Below are 17,687 nucleotides of genomic sequence, written 5' to 3'. Positions count from 1 at the left end.
GATCGAGACAGAGCGTCAATCACCGGCTCGCGCCCAGGCCTCGAGCATGCGCCTCGCAATCGAGACTGCGCCGGGCAACAACACGTGCGCATCCGCCGAGCTCGTCCAATCCCCTACAGCCAGAGCCTCCCGTACCTCCGCGCGGGTGCACCAGAGAGCTTCGCCGATCTCGCCATCCATGAAGACGAGCTCTTCTCGGGGATCGGCCGTGGCATGGAATCCGAGCATGAGGGAGCGCGGGAAGGGCCAGGGCTGACTTCCGACGTAGACCACGTCGGAGACGACGAGACCAACCTCCTCCGCAACTTCCCGTGCCACACAGCTTTCCAGAGACTCACCCGCCTCGACGAAGCCCGCCAGCGTCGAGAAGTTCCGTGCCGGCCAGTTCGCCTGACGTGCCAGCAGTACTCGGTCCGCCCCGTCGTGCACCAGACAAATGATCGCGGGATCGGTACGCGGATATTCCTCCCGGCCGCACGCCGTGCACACGCGCATCCAACCACCCGAGGTGATCGTTGTCGACGCCCCATCCCGCGCGCAGAAATGGGCGTCGTCCTGCCACGTCAGCAATGCCAACGCTGTGACATACCGGTCGGCGTCAGCAGCATCGAGGAGTGCTCCGTGTGAGCGCAGGTCACCGAGCTCGACCTCGGTTCCCGCAGAGGAATTGTCAGCGAGGAACTCGTCCCGCACCCCCCACTCGTGAACCGTGCCACAGACGCCGAGCAGCACGGCGCGCGCGGGAGGCTCGGAGTAGAGGTCGGCGGCCGGTTCCAGCATCAGTTGTCTGTCGACAAGCCGGACCTGACCGCGACCGTTCACGCGAAGTATTCGGGCATCCGGCCACGCCTCTACCCACGCAGCCGCATCGTCACGGACCGAGACGGGACGGCTCAGGGCACCACGTGACGGGGCCTGCCCGGTGTGTTCGACACTCACCACTGGATCACAACTTTCGGAAACGAGCGACACTGTCGACCGGACCGCCGTTCGACGAACGACGGTCCGGTCGCGCCTATCGCGAGGCGAATTCGATCTGAACGGACGAATACGATTCGGCCATCACCGAGATGAATTCCTGGACGAGGCGCACATGATCGGGATGTGCCAGGTATGTGCGAAAGTCGGGAACGTCTTCGAAGGTCGCGGAGATTGCGTAGTCGCCGCTGCCGGGCTTGAGGGCCAGATCCCTTCCGTAACGGTATTCCACGACCTCCGGAATCTTCTCCGAGACTGCGCTCAGAGCTTCGTGAAAGGACTCGATGTGCTCGTCACTGATGTCCTGCTTCCATTTGAATGTCACAACGTGATTCAACATGGTGAGAATCCTCCCTGGATTCGTGATTCGAACGTGGCATGGTCGGAACCCGGATTGCGTTCCCGGTCAGATCAGTACAGAGATTGCTCCGACAACGCCACCGTCTCCGGAGCGTTCTCCACCATGGGGTAGTGCCCGGCTTTGCCGTGAACGGTCTTCAGGTTCCCGTTCTTCAAGGCCGCCAACGTGTCCCCGAGGTATTCGGCGGTGACGAACGGGTCGCTCTCACCCACGATCAGGGTGGTAGGCCCTTCGTAGGTGCCCATCCGGTCGAGGAAGTCGGGACTGGTCCAGTTCTTCAGGTAGGACTCCCAGGTTGCCTGGTCCATCGTCGAGCGGTTGCGGTCGACGAGATTCTTCAGATCTGTCTCGTCGATGTGCGGTGCCAGTGCGCCACGGATGGCTGCACCCGGGTCTGCCCAGGCCCCGGCGAAGGAACCGTAGGTCGCTTCGTCGAGAGGGGTACCTGCCGGGGAGACGGGCGTCAGGGCGACGACCGAGGTCACGCGTTCAGGTGCGAGGGTCGCCACCCGAAGCGCTGTGGTGCCCCCCATCGAATGTCCGAGAACGGAAAAGGTCGACCATCCGAGCTGATCGGCGGCGTCGAGGGCGACCGCGGCCATCCCGTCGATTCCGTCGGCCGGTGCTTCGGGCCGGTTGACCCCGTATCCCGGAAAGTCGAGGTACGCGTAGGTGAAGCGGGACTGATCCGTCCGGGCTCGGGCGGTAAGCCATACGCTGCTGTCCAGCGCCCAGCCGTGCAACACCAGGATCCGATGGTCACCGCTTCCTTCGATCGCTGCAATCGCGTTCACTGCCGTTCCTCTCTGTCGGCGACGCTGAAATTCCAGCCGTCTGTTGATCACTCCGAATCAAACTAGAACCGCAGGGCGTCGGTGTGTCCGATTGTGAAACACACATGCGTGTGTGATTTTCGGACACTCCCCGCGCCGAACGCACCCATAGGGTGGCTCCACCTGTCGGCTGAACAGACTTGCTCATGACATGAAGGAGAACACCATGGCACTCGATCCTGCGGTCAAGAATTTGATAGACACTTTGAACGAGCAGGGACTGAAGTCGTTCGAGCAGATGAGCATTGCTGAAGTCCGTGGGGTCGTCGAGTCCTTCAGCGACCTCCAGGCACCGAACGCGGACGTCGCTCGTGTCGTCGACACGGTCTACCCCGGCCCCGGTGGCGACCAGGCAGTGCGTCTCTACATCCCGGAGTCCGAAACACCTCTGCCGATCGTGGTGTACATCCACGGCGGTGGCTGGGTCGCCGGCAGCCTCGACGTCACCGAGCAGCCATGTCGCGCGCTCGCCGCCGATGCGAAAGTCATCGTGGCTGCACTGAGTTACCGGCTGGCTCCCGAGCACAAGTTTCCTGCCGCACCCGAAGATGCGTTCGCCGCACTGAACTGGGTCGTCGAGCACGCAGCCGACTTCGGTGGCGACGGCACGCGCGTAGCCGTCATGGGTGACAGCGCCGGAGGCAACCTGGCCGCGGTCACAGCCCTCCGGGCACGCGACACCGGCGCCCCGGCACTGCGCGCTCAGGTATTGATCTATCCGGTCATCGACGGCACGGCACGATTCCCGTCGCGCGAGGAGAACGCCGAGGGGTACTTGGTCACCACGGCAGCCATCGACTGGTTCTGGGAGCAGTACCTGGCCACCCCGGAAGACGCCGAGAATCCGTACGCCTCCCCGGCCAAGGCCGCGGATCTGTCGGGGCTTCCCTCCACCCTGTTGTTGCTCAACGAATACGAGGTCACTCGGGACGAGGGCGTGGACTACGGCCGGAGGTTGGCCGACCAGGGCGTCCCCGTGCAGGTCGAATTGTATGAAGGCCTTGTCCACGCCGTGTACTGGATGACCGGTGCCATTCCGCGCAGCGCTGAACTGCACGGCGCCGTCGTCGAATTCCTCGGCAAGCAGTTCGCCGGCTGACCACGGTGCCCCGGGTCGGCTGCATTACGGTCGTACGCTGCGATCGGACCAACTCCGGGCACCTTGCTCCAAGAGTGCGACCAGCCTGTCGCGCTCCTTCGTGATCACGGTGTGTGGTGCGATGACACCGACGGCGGCGACGGTCTTGCCGTTCTCACGAACCGCGACCGAGACACCGTCGCCGTCGGTCGACTCGTTGGGGGAGGCGCAGATTCCGGTCTGTTCGATCTCCGGTAGGGCAGCGAAGAACCGCTCGACAGTGTCGCGATCCTCGTCGGGCAGAGTCTGGATGTACGCCCAGAGGTCACGCTTCTCCATCCCGGCAAGCAGTATCCAGCCGCCGGAGGTACGGATGAGCGATCGCCTCACGTAGTTCTCGGCGAGGTACGCGAACCGTGGGTCGGAAGAGCAGTAGTCGACGTAGAAGATGTTCGGACCGACGGCGATCGACAGCACGGTCGTCAAGCCGGAACTCGCGTGGACGTCTTCGAGGTCGGCGTGCGTGACCGTCGAGACGGGCTGCCGCCCAGCGAGGCGGTTGAGTAGATACGGGGCACTGCCGAGCGAGTACCGTCGCTCGTGCTCCTCGAGATAACCCGTCGCAACGAGGCCGTTGACGAGACCTTGCGTCGAACTGATCGGCGCGTCGAGCTCTTTGGCCATCCCACTCAAGGTGAGTCCGGTGTGGGATCGGGCTACGAGTTCGAGAATCGCAGCAATGCGGTCCACGGTTCGATGGCGACTGCGGCCTCGAACATTGGGGGCGTCATCTGGTTGCATCACGGCACATTCTCCCTACGGGCACTGCTCCATCCGAGCGGTCACCACCACTCTATCTTACTTATATCTGTAATTCACTCCATTATTGCGGAAATCTGTTGAGACTGACATAGTCCATGAAGTGCTTCCTGTCGCAGCGAAAGAGGTTTCAGTGAAACTCACACCCGGCGCTCTTCACGGTCTGCGCGTCATCGATTTGACGACCGTGATCATGGGCCCCTTCGCCACCGCAACCCTCGCCGACATGGGCGCAGACGTCATCAAGGTCGAGAGTCTCGACGGTGACATGAGCCGAGATGTAGGTGCCCGCCGCCATGACGGTATGAGCGCTCTGACACTCAACCTTCAGCGCAACAGCGCAGCATCGCGATCGACCTCGCCTCCGCGGAGGGCCGCGAGATCCTCGACGATCTGGTGCGCAACGCGGATGTGTTGGTGACGAATCTACGGCCGCGCTCCCGGCAGAAATTGGGCATCACCTACGAGCGACTCTCGGAGGTCAATCCGGGACTGATCCTCTGCACCGCACAGGCGTACGGCTCCGAGACCGCCTTCCGGGACTACCCCGCCTATGACGACATCGTGCAAGCCGCGTCCGGCGCCGCGAAACTCGCGGAACTCATCGACGGAGAACCTCGTTATGCCCAATACGTCATCGCCGACAAGGTCGTCGGACTCTCCGCCGACCGCGTCCATGCGCTGGCCGATGCATCCGTCGTGACGGCGACGTCGCCTCAGGCCACCTCCTCCTGAATGGAAGAACCATCATGACCAACCTCAGATTGGTGCCGCCGGTCTCCAGTGACCCACACGCCATGGACGACTTGCGGACCGAAGTCCGTGAGTTTATTGCCGAGCAACTCGGTGAAGGCAAAATCGGCCGACAGGTCGACTCCTGGTTGACCGGCTGGGACGAAGACTTCACACGTGCATTGGCCGCCCGCGGATGGCTCGGCATGACCGTGCCGGCCGAGTACGGCGGCCACGGTCGCCGCCACCTCGAACGGTTCGTCGTCACCGAAGAGTTGCTCGCCGCCGGCGCCCCCGTCGCCGCCCACTGGATCGCCGACCGGCAGATCGTCCCGTCGCTGCTGAAGTACGGCACCGAGGTCCAGAAGCACAAGTTCTTGCCGACGATCACGCGCGGAGAATGCTATTTCGGTATCGGTATGAGCGAGCCGGATTCCGGGTCCGACTTGGCCAGTGTGCGCACAAAGGCTACCCGAGTGGCCGGAGGGTGGTCTATTACCGGAGTCAAGGTCTGGACCTCCGGTGCTCATCGCGCTGACGCGTTCATCTGCCTTGCCCGCACCGCCCAACTCGATCCGGCACATCGACACGATGGCCTCAGCCAGTTCATCGTCGATCTGCACGCCCCCGGGGTCGACATCCGGCCGATCGTGTCGATGAACGGGCAGCACCACTTCAACGAGGTCCTCCTCGACCAGGTCCTCGTCGGGGACGAGATGGTCTTCGGCACCATCGACAACGGGTGGCAGCAGGTCACCTCGGAACTCAGCTTCGAACGCAGCGGCCCGGAGCGATTCCTGTCGACGTTCGTCCTTCTCGCGAAGACCGCCGAGCAGATGAAGCAGGGAACCGTGCCGCGGCATTCGAATCTGGGCCGGTATTTCGGACGGATCGCCGGTCTGCACCAGATGTCGACCGCAGTGGCGGGCGCACTCGAGCGCCACGAGCCCGCCGACACCGCCGCAGCCGTGGTGAAGGTCCTCGGGACGTCCACCGAAGGCGACATAGCCGACTTTGCCGACCTCCTCACCGATGAATCTTCGGCTACTGGTTACGCCTCGATGCTCGAGGACGCCATCGTCCAACGCCCGGGATTTACTCTGCGGGGCGGCACCAACGAAGTTCTGCGCGGCGTGATCGCGCGGGGATTGGGGATGCGCTGATGCACGCACCAACCACGGTCGACGCGGACCTCACCGACATGATGTCCGCGGTCTTTTCCGCTCACCGGGAACGGAACGGGCCCGAGAACGGTACGGCCACGTGCGATCCCTCCCTGTGGGCACAACTCGACGAACTGGGTCTTGTCCGGCTGACCGGCCGCGAAGATACCGGCGGCAGCGGCGCAGGCTGGTACGAGGCCGCGGAACTCGTGCGCGCCGCGGCATCGCACGGGGTCCGGGTTCCTCTCGCCGAACACGACCTGCTCGCCGGGTGGCTTCTCGAAGAGGCCGGCCTACCGATGGACGATGCGCGCCTCACCGCATGCGTACTCGACGAGAAAGGCGTCGCCCGCGGCGTGCCGTGGGCGTCCCAGGCAGACAAGATCGTCACGGTCTGGCGGAAGAACGACACGTACGTCGTCGCCGACCTCGAGTCAACCTTCTTCGACATCACCTCCGGGTCCAACCTCGCCGACGAACCCCGCGACGTCGTCTCCGCTGACACGATCGCATTGTCGGGCACCGCAGTGTCGGACTCGGTGATCCGACAACTCTTTCTGCGGGGCGCCCTCATCCGAGCACTGCAGGTGTGTGCCGCCCTCGACCGCATCCTCGATCTCTCCGTCGCCCACACCACCGAACGAGTGCAATTCGGACGCCCACTGGCCAGGTTTCAATCCGTGCAGAACCTGGTGGCTGACATGGCAGCAGAAGCTTCCCTCGCCCGAACAGCGACCGAAGCAGCACTGACGGAAGCGGTCCGCACACAGTGGTCGAGTGAGAACCTCGAACTCCTCATTGCCGTCGCCCGGTCGTGTGCTGGACACGCGGCATCGGTCGTCGTCCGTAACGCCCACCAGGTGCACGGCGCGATCGGCACCACCCGCGAGCACAGGCTGCACGAATTCACCCAACCCGCCCTGGCGTGGCGCTCAGAATTCGGATCCGTCCACTACTGGGACGACACCTTGACTACCGCCGCTCTCGAAGCAGGTTGCGAGAATATCTGGGGCCTCATCACCCGCTGAAGTGCCCAGGCGTCACCAGAAGGGCACCAGTTTCGCGAGCAGACCTGAAAGAAGAACTCCGTGGAAGCATCCAATTCGCATCCACGGAGTTCTTCGGTTTCTCGGGAACGTCACTCGCCGGTGAAGGCGGCAGTTCTCTTCTCCATGAAGGCGTTGACTGCCTCCGTGTGATCGGTCGTCTGCTGAACCAGCGCCTGCATGGCAGCGGACAATTCGAGGAGACTGTCGAGGCTTTGGTGCTGTCCCTCGCGGAGGAGCCTCTTGGCCATCCGCACCGAATGTGGCGGATTGGCGGCCACCCGGCCGGCGAGCGCGCGAGCTTCGTCGAGCAGCTTCTCCGGCGCAACGACACTGGAGACCAATCCCCACTCGAGTGCCTTGATCGCGTCGACACGGTCGCCCGTCAAGATCATCTCTGCCGCCCGCGCCATCCCGACGGCCTTGGGCAGCAGCCACGCGCCACCGTCACCCGGGATGATTCCGAGCTTGACGAAGCTCTCCGCAAAGAATGCCTTTTCACTGGCAATGCGGAGGTCGCACATGAGGGCGAAGTCGCATCCGGCACCGATGGCAGGGCCGTTCACTGCTGCGATGAGAGGCACGTCGCAGTTGTACATGATCCGCGGAATCCGTTGTATCCCAGCTCTGTAGCCATCCCGTTGTTCGTGAGGTTTCCCCCCGAACAATCCGCGACGATTCGCCATGTCCTTGACGTTGCCGCCGGCGGAAAACGTCGATCCGGCACCGGTGACGATGACAGCTCGCACACCGTAGTCGGCGTTGACGGCCTCGACGCAGGCGACCAATGCGTCGACCACCTCCATCCCGGAAATAGGATTGCTCTGCGCGGGTAAATTAATCGTCCATGTCTCGATGAACCCGTCGCGTTGGACGAGGACTGGACTATCCATGGGTGTATCTCCCTTATCTTCACTGCGGATCGATCGTTCAACTGATACCCGACCGGCACGCGAACGAACTCGTCGGCGGCGGTCCAGACAGACCGCCGTCGACGAGCACGTTCACCTCTTGCCGCCGAGAGCCTTCGCGTTCATGCGCACGCGGCGCGGGCGCAGTTCAGGCGAGGCCCAACTTGGGTCGCAGCCACTGGGCAATCCGGCTCAACGCTTGATCCGCCTCGGGTGCCCGTCCCGCGTTGAAGTGAAATACATGCTGTTGCTCATCGACCACGTCGAGCACGACCTCGCCGCTCACCTTCTCGATCAAGTCGGCCAACCGACGTGAGTCGTCCAGCAGCGTCTCGAAGCCTCCGACCGATACGTACACCGGAGGGAAGTCGGTGTAGTCGTTGAGCAGTGGGTTCGCGCGCGGGTCCGTTGCATCTGCGGGTTCGGAGAGGAACATCTCCCGCATCATTTCCAGAACCGCCCTCTTGGCCAATACGTCGACCGCGTCGTTCGATTCGACCGTCAACCCCTTGATCTCCATATCGAGCCAAGGCGAAAGCGTGACGACGGCAGCAGGAGTGGGTAGTTCCACGCTCGCGAGTTCGAATGCTGTCGAGATCGCGAGATTGGCACCCGCCGAGTCGCCGACAGTCGCCGTGTTCTCCGCCTTGTAACCTTGCGTGCGGAGCCACTTGTGGACGGCCATGCAGTCTTCGAGTTGGGCCGGGTGCTTGTGCTCCGGCGCGAGCCGATAGTCCACGATCAGAGCGTGAACACCCGCCAATTTGGCGAGGTGTGCCGCGAGCTTGCGGTGTGAGAACCGTGAACCTGTCACGAACCCACCACCGTGGGTGAAGACAATCACGCGGTCCTCGGCGGCCCCCAAAGGCGTGGCCCACGTTGCCGGCACACCGTTGGCTGTCACTTCCTCATAGGTGACGCCGACGGGTTCGATGGTCGGAAGATGCCACTCTTCGAACATATCTCGCTGACTGGCGAGGTCCATTCCTTCGGACCGGGTAAGCCACGAAGCGTACAGGTCGTTGAGGAACAGGGATTCTTTGCTCACGGACATGTGTTGCTCACTTTCATCACTACTCGAGGGAGGCAAATTGACTGCTCAGGAAAGCGTGAAGCCCTTGTATCCCGCACACACGGTCTCGTCCCACTTGGCCAGGTAGAGGGGAAGACCACCGGGGTAGTTCAGCAACTGCCGCGGCTTACCCGGGACGTTGGCACCCATGTACCAGGAGTCGGCTTTGTCGTAGAGCGCCTCGGCCGTCAGCTCGGCGACGTGATCGGACCAGGCAGCATCCGCGTCCGCCTCGGACTCGATGCGGTTCAATCCGTTGTCCCGCATGTAGTCGATGGTGTCGACGATGAGGTCACCTTGGATCTCGGCGCAGCTTGGCCCGTTGCAGAAGCCCGACGGGCTCAGCGGTCCGTAGAGGAACAGCAGGTTGGGGAATCCTGCCGTTGCGACCCCGAGGTTAGCCCGCACACCGTTCGACCACTTGTCCCGGAGCAACGTATCGTCGGTGCCGCGAATGTCGATGGCGGTCAGGCCACCGGTGACGGCGTCGAAGCCCGTTGCATAGACGATGATGTCGAACTCGTGCTGTTCCGATGTGGTCTTCAGCCCGGTGGGCGTGATCGTCTCGATCGGGTCCTCGTGCAGATCGACGAGACGCACGTTGTCCTGATTGAAGATGTCGTAGTACGTCTGCTCCAGCGACGGACGCTTCACGCCGAAGGGGTACGCCTTCTTCATCGGCGCCAGCTTCTCGGCGATGACCGGGTCCTTGATCCGGGCACGCGTTCGGTCCCGCCAGAACTCGTAGGCCGTGTCGTTTGCGTCATCGTCGACGAAGACGTCTTGGTACGTTCCGAGCCAGAACTCGAAACCGTACTCCCACAATCGCTCATAAGTGGTGGTTCGCTCCTCGTCGCTCACCTCGAGGGCTGACTTGGGAATGAAATCGAAGTCGAAGCCGGAGAATGACGCCGAACGACGACTGAATCTGTCCGCCAGATCGGACTTGATCTTCGCGTTGTCCTCGTCGGTGAGCTGGCGCTGTCGCATCGGGAGCGCCTGAACGGGGGTGCGCTGGAAGATGGTCAGCTGTGCGGCTTCCTTCGACGCCTCCTGAGCGACCTGCACGCCGCTGGCGCCGGTACCGATGATGGCGATTCGCTTTCCTGCGAAATCGATTCCGCCTTCAGGCCACAGACCGGTGTGGTGGTTGATCCCTGCGAAGCTGTCCATTCCCGGGAGCTTCGGAAAGATCGGCTTTGCCGCGAATCCGGTGCACAGAACGAAGTACTTGCAGACGAAAGTGCTTCCGTTCTCCGCGGTCACGGTCCAGGTGTTCGCCGTATCGTCGAACTCGGCGGAAGCGACCCGGGTGTTGTAGTAGATGTCCTTGCTCAGATCTAGCTTCGCGTCGACGTACTTGAAGTAGCGGCGCAGTTCGTCACCTCCGGGGTAGAGCTCGGAGAATGCGAATTCATCCCATAGGTCGGGGCGCGTGAACTGGTAGATGGGACCTTCGCTGTCCACTCGGGCACCCGGGTAGCGGTTCCAGTGCCAGATTCCGCCCAGACCCTCACCCGCCTCGACTACTTTCACCGAATAGCCTCGACTCCGCAGATTTTCGAGCTGGTACAGCCCGGCGAATCCGGCTCCTACAACGAGAACGTCGAGTACTTCGGTCACGGCTGGTGCGACAGCGCTCATGTTGGTCTCCTCTTGATGCCAAGGGCTACTTGGGGGTTCGTCGATTGCGCTCCGTGTCGCAGACTGCGATGAGCTGAATGCGGGGAAGCTCGTCCGGTGTAGCTTCTAGGTCCAGCGGACGTACGCAGTCTTGGTGGTTGTGAAGAAAGTACGTGCGGCCTTGCCCTGTTCTCTACTCATGCTGCTCGAGCCTTTGAGGCCACCGAACGGCACATGCGGCTCGACACTGCTCGTCTCGCGATTGACATGCACCAACCCCGATTGTGTGCGCCGGATGAAGGTCATCGCCGTCGCGATGTCTCTGGTGAACACTCCAGAGGACAGGCCGTAGTCCGTGTCGTTCGCGGCCTTCAGCGCACCGTCGAATCCATCGACCTCCTGCACGGTCACGACTGGCCCGAAGATCTCGTCCCTGACGAGCCTGCTCTCCTCCGATACTCCGGCCAGGACTGTTGGTGCGATATAGCAAGTGTCGGAATCGAACTCCCTTCCCGTAAGGAACTCGGCGTTCTCGTCGCGGGCGAGTCGCAGGTATCCGACCACCGTGTCACGTTGCTCCACCGAGGCAAGGGGCCCGATGTCGGTGGCTTCGTCGTACGGATCACCGACGACGAGCGCGTCAGCGTGCTTCACCAGCAGTTCTCGTAGTCTGGGAGCGACGGCGCGGTCCACGTAGACCCGGCTCGTCGCTGTGCAGCGTTGTCCCGTGTGGAGCATCGCGCTCTTCACGATCTGTTGCGCTGCATCCTCGACATCGGCGTCGGCGAGAACAATGGACGGGTTCTTGCCACCCAGCTCGAGCTGGACCTTGACGTTGCGATCGGAAACGGCCTGACGTAGTCGCGACCCGACTGCACCCGAACCGGTGAATGTCAATGCCGCGAGTCGCGCGTTTCCGGTGAGTGCCGCCGAAAGCTTTCTACCGCTGCCTGTCACCAGATTGAGAACCCCCGCGGGCAACCCGGCTTCTTCAAGGATCCGCGTCAGGAACACTGCGGACCCGCAGGCCGGTTCGGCAGGCTTCCACACAACTGCGTTCCCGAAACCTATTGCCGCCGCGATTTTCCATGTCGGAAGTGCGAAGGGGAAGTTCCACGGTGTGATTGCACAAACGACGCCGAGCGGCTCCTCTACCGTCATCAGCATCGTGTGTGAATCAGCACTGGGGTATGTCTCTCCACTGGGCTGCAGGATCTCACCGGCGTAGTAGCGGAGAATGGCGACACTTCGCAGGACCTCGGCGCGTGCGTCGCGGATCGCCTTCCCCATGTCCGCGGTGATCGTCAGGGCAGCGTCGTGAACGCGGATTTCCAAAAGGTCAGCGGCAGAACGAAGAAAGTCCGACCGCTGAATCGCTGTCGTCTCGGACCACGCTGGTTGAGCACGGCCGGCGGCCGCATAGGCAGCCTCGACATTGCCGGGAGTCGCCGAAGCGTAGATTCCCGTCACGCGGCGGAGATCGGAGGGGTCTACCCGCTCGTAAGTGTCGGCGGCAGCGCTCCATCGGCCTGCGATATACAGCGTTCTCCCGTCAGCGCTCGACGACGACAATGCTGGGTGGTCCACGTTTATGGACATCTTTGTTCCCCGATCTGTGTAGGCGCAGAATTGGTTTGGAAGTTCACCACCCGGCGCGGAGTTGAATTGCCTGATCAGTCGTCCGCGCTGTGCGGCAGGCGTGCCAGTACGAAAACCTTTCTCGGCAGTTTCTGTAGTCGAAGGAATTGGGAAATTCGCTTTCTTGCCCTCAAATGTCTTGCACTCAGTGCGTTTTGAAGACTCACAGGCATCAGACTCGCTGCTGCCTGACGCTTCGGCCGGCTCGTGCCGAGCGGGAAGATGCACGACAAACGTAGCGGGATCGAAGTGGTGGGCGGCATAGATGGTCGATCCTGGCGGCATACCCGCGCTCCCCTTACAACCTTGCGCAACATATTCTTGGGGACGCACGCGCGCCAATCTGTCTTGACCGCAGAGACTTCGAAACTGGACTTCACAAGCAGGCATGCCCGTCACCGCAGTTCCGACGTCGTTTGTCAAGCGAGAAGGGTGCGGGTTGGCAGCGGTCACCTTCGCTGGAGCTACAGCACAAGTCGGGAGCGTAGGTTGAGCCACAGAGAGATCAACCGTCATAGACGGAGAGGTGACTTTACTGCCGCGGCTTGAAACTCACGGTTCGCAGTTGAACGCAATCGTGCTTGTGTGGACCAAACATCGCAGATTCAGGCCTTGGACCGGACCACGCCGACCCAGTCGATGCGGATCGGCTCGGGAGGGAAGCACACTCACGACTACGCCCGACACCGCACCTTCACCCTGTTCTCCGCCACGGACATCGCCACTCGGCATCATGGATGAAGCTTGTGGAGGTGCTGGTTCGGAATAAGAACGGCAGGCCGTCCACCGCGGACCTTCGGCTCCGTGAAGGAGCTGACCACCAAGATCCGCGCCTTCATCAACGGATGTAACACCCGCTGCGCGCCGTTCGTCTGGACCAACACCGCCGACCAGGTACCTACGAAGGAAAACCGTGAAGATACCTCGACACCGAGCCACCAGGGTATGAGCGCGCCCCACTGTCACTAGATGCCGACGAGAGGGCCTATGACTGGATTCCATTGGTAAATGCGCTGCTCTACGACGACACCCTGCTTGACGTAAGGATCCTCCGCAAGCAAGGAACGCAAAGCGTCTTCGCTGGCCGCCTGGAATACCAGTAGGGCTCCGGCGCCGTCGGCCCAGGCGCCGGCCTCCTGCAGCATGCCTCGGGCAGCGGCATCCTTGACGAAAATCAGGTGTTCGGCATGCGCAGCCTCTTTGACAGAGGCATCGGTGGTATACGACCAGATCACAGCAAACAAGGCCATGGTCACTCCTCGAGTGGGGAAAAGAAACGGTTCCGAACATGCACACGGATTGCGCACCTGAGAAGGTTAGAAGTACGGATGAGGTGACTCGTGTCCTACTTCGCAACACTGGCTGCCCATTGAAGATGATGATTCATGAAATGGAATCGGATCTGACCGGCGTGTCGCAAACCCGCGAAGGCGGCCATCGCATGACTCTTCGAGAGACCTACCGACTCACTCCAGGAAGGACAACGCGATGGTGCTCGTAGGCGTTGACGGCGGCTTCTGCCTTGCGCCATTCGTAGCCGTCGCGCCAGTAGGCGACCCAGCCCACGGAGATAGCGGTCCGGGACGCCGTAAGACCAGTCCCCATTCTCCTCGCCCAGCGGCGGCCGTACTCGACCGGCTCCGCCACGGCGACCTCATCAACACCGTCCAGCCAGACACCGCGGTGACTGTCACCGCACACGTCCAGCCATAGACGGTGTGGTGTCCGTCGGCGGCGCACCTGGTGTTCGGTCCCAGGAGTGGTTGGAAATTGCTTCCCAACCACTCACCTGGGCCGTTCGTCGCCATCGTCTGGTGCGCCGCGGTACGACTTCTTCACCGACACCCATACCTATGCGCCTCGAGCGCGACACCACCTCGGCCAATGCCGCAGCGGACCGTATCCAGTCGTCCCTTGCCCGTGCCGTCAAGTCGGGACGACTCGACAGCAATGCCGCCGGAGGACGACACCGCCATCGCGCTGTCCGAGGACACCGCCGCCCGCTACGAGGCGTACGGCTGGCACGTGCAGATCGTCGAGGCGGCGAGGTCGCGGCCGTGAAGAAGGCCGCGACCTTCCCGCCGGCTGGGCCGACGTCGTGATTACCTGCCCGTTCAGTTCGTGGAGGTACCAAGGACCACATCATTGCCCGCCATAGGTGAACACCCCTCGCACTGGTTCCGGCCCCGCCGGGAGCGCGTGACGGCCTGCTGTTCCGTACCCTTCGCGCACCGTCAGGAATACCCTGGCAAGTACGCCCCCATGCACCTCCCGGAATCTGCAACGCCCGGAATCGGACCGCCATGAACGATCGCCCGCCGAGTGATTCGACGGTCGCGTCTGGGCCGCCCACCGAACTGGGTCAGGACACCCAGCTGCCGCCGTCGACAACGTCGGGCGCCGAATCGGTGTTCGTCGTGGAAAGCGGTGTCGAACGCCTGGTCGCGGATTGGGAGTCGTCCGGTTCACCGGCCGAGCTCACCGAGTATCTCCCCGACACGGCCGCGATCAGGCGGGCCGCGCTGATCGAGCTGATCAAGGTGGACCTCGAATACCGGTGGCTGCGGTCGGGCAACCCGAAGCGCATTGCCGACTACTGCCTCGAATTCCCGGAGCTGCTCGCGGAACCACTGCCACCGGAACTCGTCTACCTGGAGTACCGGGTCCGCCGTCAAAGCGGCGCCGACGTCGATCCCGACGAGTACGTCAGCGAATACCCGCAGCAGGCGGCCCGGTTCGAGACCCTCCTCGAACACGACCGCCGCATGGACCGGCGCACCATCACCGCGGAACTCGGCCCGGGCGACGACCTCGACGTCGGTGAACGCCTCGACGATTTCGACCTGATGATGGAACTGGGTCACGGCGCGTTCGCGCGGGTGTTCCTCGCCCGGCAGCGTTCGATGCAGCGTTGGGTGGCGCTGAAGATCTCCCGCAACATCGGCAACGAGCCGCAGACACTCGCGCAGCTCGACCACCCGTACATCGTCCGTGTCTACGACCAGCGGGTGCTGGAGGACCGCCGGCTGCGGGTGCTGTTCATGGAATACGTGCCCGGTGGCACGCTCCTCGACGTGGTGCGGTTGGTCCGCAAGACCCCGCCCGAGCAGCGATCCGGACAGCTGCTGCTCGATTCGGTGGACCGCATCCTCGCGGAGAGAGGCGAGATCCGGCCCGAGTATTCGAGTGTGCGGGACGAGATCGCCGGGCTGTCGTGGCCGGAGACGGTGGCGTGGATCGGGCTGCGGCTCGCTGATGCGCTCGACTACGCCGAGGAGCACGGCGTCCTGCACCGCGACATCAAACCGGCGAACGTGCTGCTGGGGCTCGAAGGCATCCCCAAGCTGGCCGACTTCAACGTCAGTTCGAGCGACAGCGTCGAAAATCGCGGCGCCGGAGGATTCATCGGCGGCTCCGTCGCCTACATGTCACCCGAACAGCTCGAGGTGATCGACCCGAGCATCCACCGGACCGCCTCCGACCTCGACACCCGCAGCGACATCTTCGCGTTGGGCGTCATGCTGTGGGAACTGCTGACCGGGGCACGGCCGTTCCCGGACGACGACGGGACCACGTCACCGCCGTCTCCTCGCGTCCTTCTCGAGTCGCGACGCCGGGGAGTCGACCCGGAACGATCCGCGCTCCCCGAGGACTGTCCCGCCGCGCTGCGGCGCATCCTGGTGAAGTCGCTCGCACCCGACCGGGACGATCGGTGGTCGAGTGGCCGGAAGCTGACACGGCAGTTCGCGCTGTGCCTCGACCCGCACGCCCGCGATCTCGTCGACCCGGCGCCTGGAAGCGTGCGGTCCACGATGTGGCGGTGGGCGCTTCCCATCGTGATCGCCGCCGTCGGCATCCCGAACCTGCTGGCAGCCGGATACAACTACTACTACAACAAGGTGCTGATCATCGCGACGCTGCCCGTCGAGGCGCAGGAGGATCTCGAATTCGTGCACCTGGTGATCGGCGGGATCGCGTTCCCGCTGGGCGCAGTGCTCATCGTCTACTGGTGTCGACTCGCGCTCACGGTGCCGCGCGGTCTCCGCAACGGAAGAACCTACAGTTCCGAGGTGCTGGAGAAGGCGCGCGCCACGACGCTCGGACTCGGCCACCGCGCGGTCGTGGTCAGCTTCGGGCTGTGGGTCGTCGCCGGCGTCGCCTACCCGGTCGCCCTGGAGATCACCGCCGGCGGGATTCCGTTGCGCGCATACACGCAACTCCTCGCGTCCCTGGCCGTGTGCGGGGCGGTCGCGCTCGCCTACCCGTTCTTCATCCTCACGTTCTATGCGGTGCGGTGTCTTTGCCCGATCCTGCTGTCGCACGGCGAGTTGCGCGGAAACGACGGACGCAACATCCGGGCCCTCGGCCGGAGCATGCCGCGGTACCTCGCCGTCGCCGCGGCCGTCCCGTTGATCGGGGTCGCCGGGCTCAGCTTCGTCGGCGGAAGCACCGGCGACGCCGTGAACGCGACGGTGCGCGCGCTGTGTCTGGGCGGCATCTTCGCCTTCATCGCCGTGTATCAATTGTTCCGGCGGATCGAAAGCGATCTGCGTGCGCTCGAGAGGGTCGTGTGGCTGGAGGTGCCGGGGTCGCCGACCAGGCGGCGGCGGTAGGAGCGGCCGTCGCAAAAAAGAAGGCCCCTGGCGCTGCCGGGTCGGGGTCCGACAGCGCCATGGGCTCACTGTGTATTTCTCTCGAAGCCCCCTCGGCGTTACACCCCGCGTTTCGCGCGCCCGGCGAGGCCGCCCATCGTCATGTCGTAGAGGACGGTGGCCAGCTCGTTTCGCCGCTCGCGGAGGTCGCGGCGGAGATATTCGAGGCTCACCTCGCGGTAGCTGACGGTGAGCACCAGGAGCAGGGCTTCGAGGTCGACATCCGGACCGATCGCCGACGGATTCAACGTCACATACGTACGCAACAGGTCGCGGCACCGTTCCTCGATCCGGACCGAACGGTGAGCGGTGAGGGCCAGGTGCGGGGCGTCGTTGAGCAGCGAACCGAGGATGTCGCGATACCTGTCCAGGACGGCGAGGAGCTGGGACTGCAGCGCCGCGTCCTTCAGGAACGTGCCCTTCGCGACGGCCTGCTCGAGTTGCGTCCCGAACGTGGCGGTGGTTTCTTCCATGATCTTGTCGATCAGGACCTCGATGATTTCGTCCTTGTTCGCGAAGTACTGGTACACCGACCCCTTCGAGATGCCGGCGGCCTCCGCGATGGCGTTCGTGCTGCAGCCGCTGTACCCCTTGGCCCGCAAAACCTGACCAGTTGCCGACAAGATGCGCGCGACCGTCTCCTGCGACCGCTGCTGGGAGGGGTCTTTACGCTGGCCAGTGCCCATTCGCTGAACCCTCCCGATCTGCCGCACAATGCGACTTGTACCCGTCCGATTAGGTGGGGTGAACTGTAACTCACAGCCCCTCGAGCGGGGGCTGA

At 63.3% G+C, this 17,687-nt stretch carries 15 protein-coding genes and 1 pseudogene; 5 read left to right on the top strand and 11 right to left on the bottom strand.

What is annotated here, in order from left to right:
* Positions 1-15: 15 nt before the first annotated feature.
* The 3 genes from nudC to ACNJ7E_RS19890 all read right to left on the bottom strand — a co-directional run bounded on the left by nudC (position 16) and on the right by ACNJ7E_RS19890 (position 2,133).
* Positions 16-942: an NAD(+) diphosphatase gene (gene nudC / locus ACNJ7E_RS19900; protein ID WP_283351119.1), complete on the bottom strand. Its 927-nt coding sequence runs from the start codon at positions 940-942 to the stop codon at positions 16-18.
* A gap of 73 nt (positions 943-1,015) precedes the next feature.
* Positions 1,016-1,318, bottom strand: a complete 303-nt coding sequence (locus ACNJ7E_RS19895) for a Dabb family protein (RefSeq protein ID WP_005568216.1) — start codon at positions 1,316-1,318, stop codon at positions 1,016-1,018.
* 71 nt (positions 1,319-1,389) lie between these two features.
* Entirely contained in the window at positions 1,390-2,133 is a 744-nt protein-coding gene (locus tag ACNJ7E_RS19890) for an alpha/beta fold hydrolase (RefSeq protein WP_280779573.1), read from the bottom strand.
* A gap of 205 nt (positions 2,134-2,338) precedes the next feature.
* Between ACNJ7E_RS19890 and ACNJ7E_RS19885 the strand changes: the two genes are divergently transcribed.
* Positions 2,339-3,271, top strand: coding sequence for an alpha/beta hydrolase (locus ACNJ7E_RS19885; protein WP_280779572.1), 933 nt, complete (start codon positions 2,339-2,341; stop codon positions 3,269-3,271).
* Positions 3,272-3,295: 24 nt separating this feature from the next.
* Here ACNJ7E_RS19885 and ACNJ7E_RS19880 read toward each other — a convergent pair whose 3' ends face one another.
* On the bottom strand, positions 3,296-4,051 hold the full coding sequence (locus ACNJ7E_RS19880; RefSeq protein ID WP_283333348.1) for an IclR family transcriptional regulator: 756 nt from the start codon (positions 4,049-4,051) through the stop codon (positions 3,296-3,298).
* Between the two features lie 211 nt (positions 4,052-4,262).
* On the opposite strand from ACNJ7E_RS19880, the pseudogene ACNJ7E_RS19875 reads away from it, so the two are divergent.
* The 3 genes and pseudogenes from ACNJ7E_RS19875 (at position 4,263) to ACNJ7E_RS19865 (ending at position 6,992) form a co-directional block, all read left to right on the top strand.
* Positions 4,263-4,804: pseudogene (locus ACNJ7E_RS19875) on the top strand (CoA transferase).
* A 14-nt stretch (positions 4,805-4,818) separates the two neighbouring features.
* Complete coding sequence (locus ACNJ7E_RS19870) at positions 4,819-5,964, top strand: acyl-CoA dehydrogenase family protein (RefSeq protein WP_418340802.1); 1,146 nt, start codon at positions 4,819-4,821, stop codon at positions 5,962-5,964.
* A complete protein-coding gene (locus ACNJ7E_RS19865; protein ID WP_418340801.1) occupies positions 5,964-6,992 on the top strand; it encodes an acyl-CoA dehydrogenase family protein in 1,029 nt (342 codons plus the stop codon). The genes ACNJ7E_RS19870 and ACNJ7E_RS19865 overlap by 1 nt, the downstream gene beginning before the upstream one ends.
* A gap of 110 nt (positions 6,993-7,102) precedes the next feature.
* Here ACNJ7E_RS19865 and ACNJ7E_RS19860 read toward each other — a convergent pair whose 3' ends face one another.
* From ACNJ7E_RS19860 to ACNJ7E_RS19835, 6 genes are all read right to left on the bottom strand, one after another.
* Entirely contained in the window at positions 7,103-7,903 is an 801-nt protein-coding gene (locus ACNJ7E_RS19860; RefSeq protein ID WP_283333076.1) for a crotonase/enoyl-CoA hydratase family protein, read from the bottom strand.
* 166 nt (positions 7,904-8,069) lie between these two features.
* Positions 8,070-8,906: an alpha/beta hydrolase gene (locus ACNJ7E_RS19855; RefSeq protein WP_418340800.1), complete on the bottom strand. Its 837-nt coding sequence runs from the start codon at positions 8,904-8,906 to the stop codon at positions 8,070-8,072.
* A 114-nt stretch (positions 8,907-9,020) separates the two neighbouring features.
* Positions 9,021-10,637 carry a flavin-containing monooxygenase gene (locus ACNJ7E_RS19850; RefSeq protein ID WP_418340799.1) on the bottom strand — a complete coding sequence of 539 codons (1,617 nt, stop codon included), beginning with the start codon at positions 10,635-10,637 and terminating at the stop codon, positions 9,021-9,023.
* A 105-nt stretch (positions 10,638-10,742) separates the two neighbouring features.
* The gene (locus tag ACNJ7E_RS19845; protein WP_283333078.1) at positions 10,743-12,215 is read right to left on the bottom strand and encodes an aldehyde dehydrogenase family protein; all 1,473 of its coding nucleotides are present in this window, start codon (positions 12,213-12,215) and stop codon (positions 10,743-10,745) included.
* 1,004 nt (positions 12,216-13,219) lie between these two features.
* On the bottom strand, positions 13,220-13,504 hold the full coding sequence (locus ACNJ7E_RS19840; protein WP_283351113.1) for a YciI family protein: 285 nt from the start codon (positions 13,502-13,504) through the stop codon (positions 13,220-13,222).
* Positions 13,505-13,712: 208 nt separating this feature from the next.
* On the bottom strand, positions 13,713-13,859 hold the full coding sequence (locus ACNJ7E_RS19835) for an epoxide hydrolase N-terminal domain-containing protein (protein WP_349307410.1): 147 nt from the start codon (positions 13,857-13,859) through the stop codon (positions 13,713-13,715).
* A 698-nt stretch (positions 13,860-14,557) separates the two neighbouring features.
* On the opposite strand from ACNJ7E_RS19835, the gene ACNJ7E_RS19830 reads away from it, so the two are divergent.
* Positions 14,558-16,867, top strand: coding sequence for a serine/threonine-protein kinase (locus ACNJ7E_RS19830; protein WP_283333081.1), 2,310 nt, complete (start codon positions 14,558-14,560; stop codon positions 16,865-16,867).
* 98 nt (positions 16,868-16,965) lie between these two features.
* Here the strand turns inward: ACNJ7E_RS19830 and ACNJ7E_RS19825 are convergent, their stop codons facing one another.
* Positions 16,966-17,592, bottom strand: a complete 627-nt coding sequence (locus ACNJ7E_RS19825; protein ID WP_418340798.1) for a TetR/AcrR family transcriptional regulator — start codon at positions 17,590-17,592, stop codon at positions 16,966-16,968.
* Between the last annotated feature and the right edge of the window lie 95 nt (positions 17,593-17,687).

It is taken from the genome of Rhodococcus mengyinensis, assembly GCF_048381435.1.
Classification (GTDB): domain Bacteria; phylum Actinomycetota; class Actinomycetes; order Mycobacteriales; family Mycobacteriaceae; genus Rhodococcus_F; species Rhodococcus_F opacus_D.
This window is presented reverse-complemented; position numbering and strand designations above follow the sequence as displayed.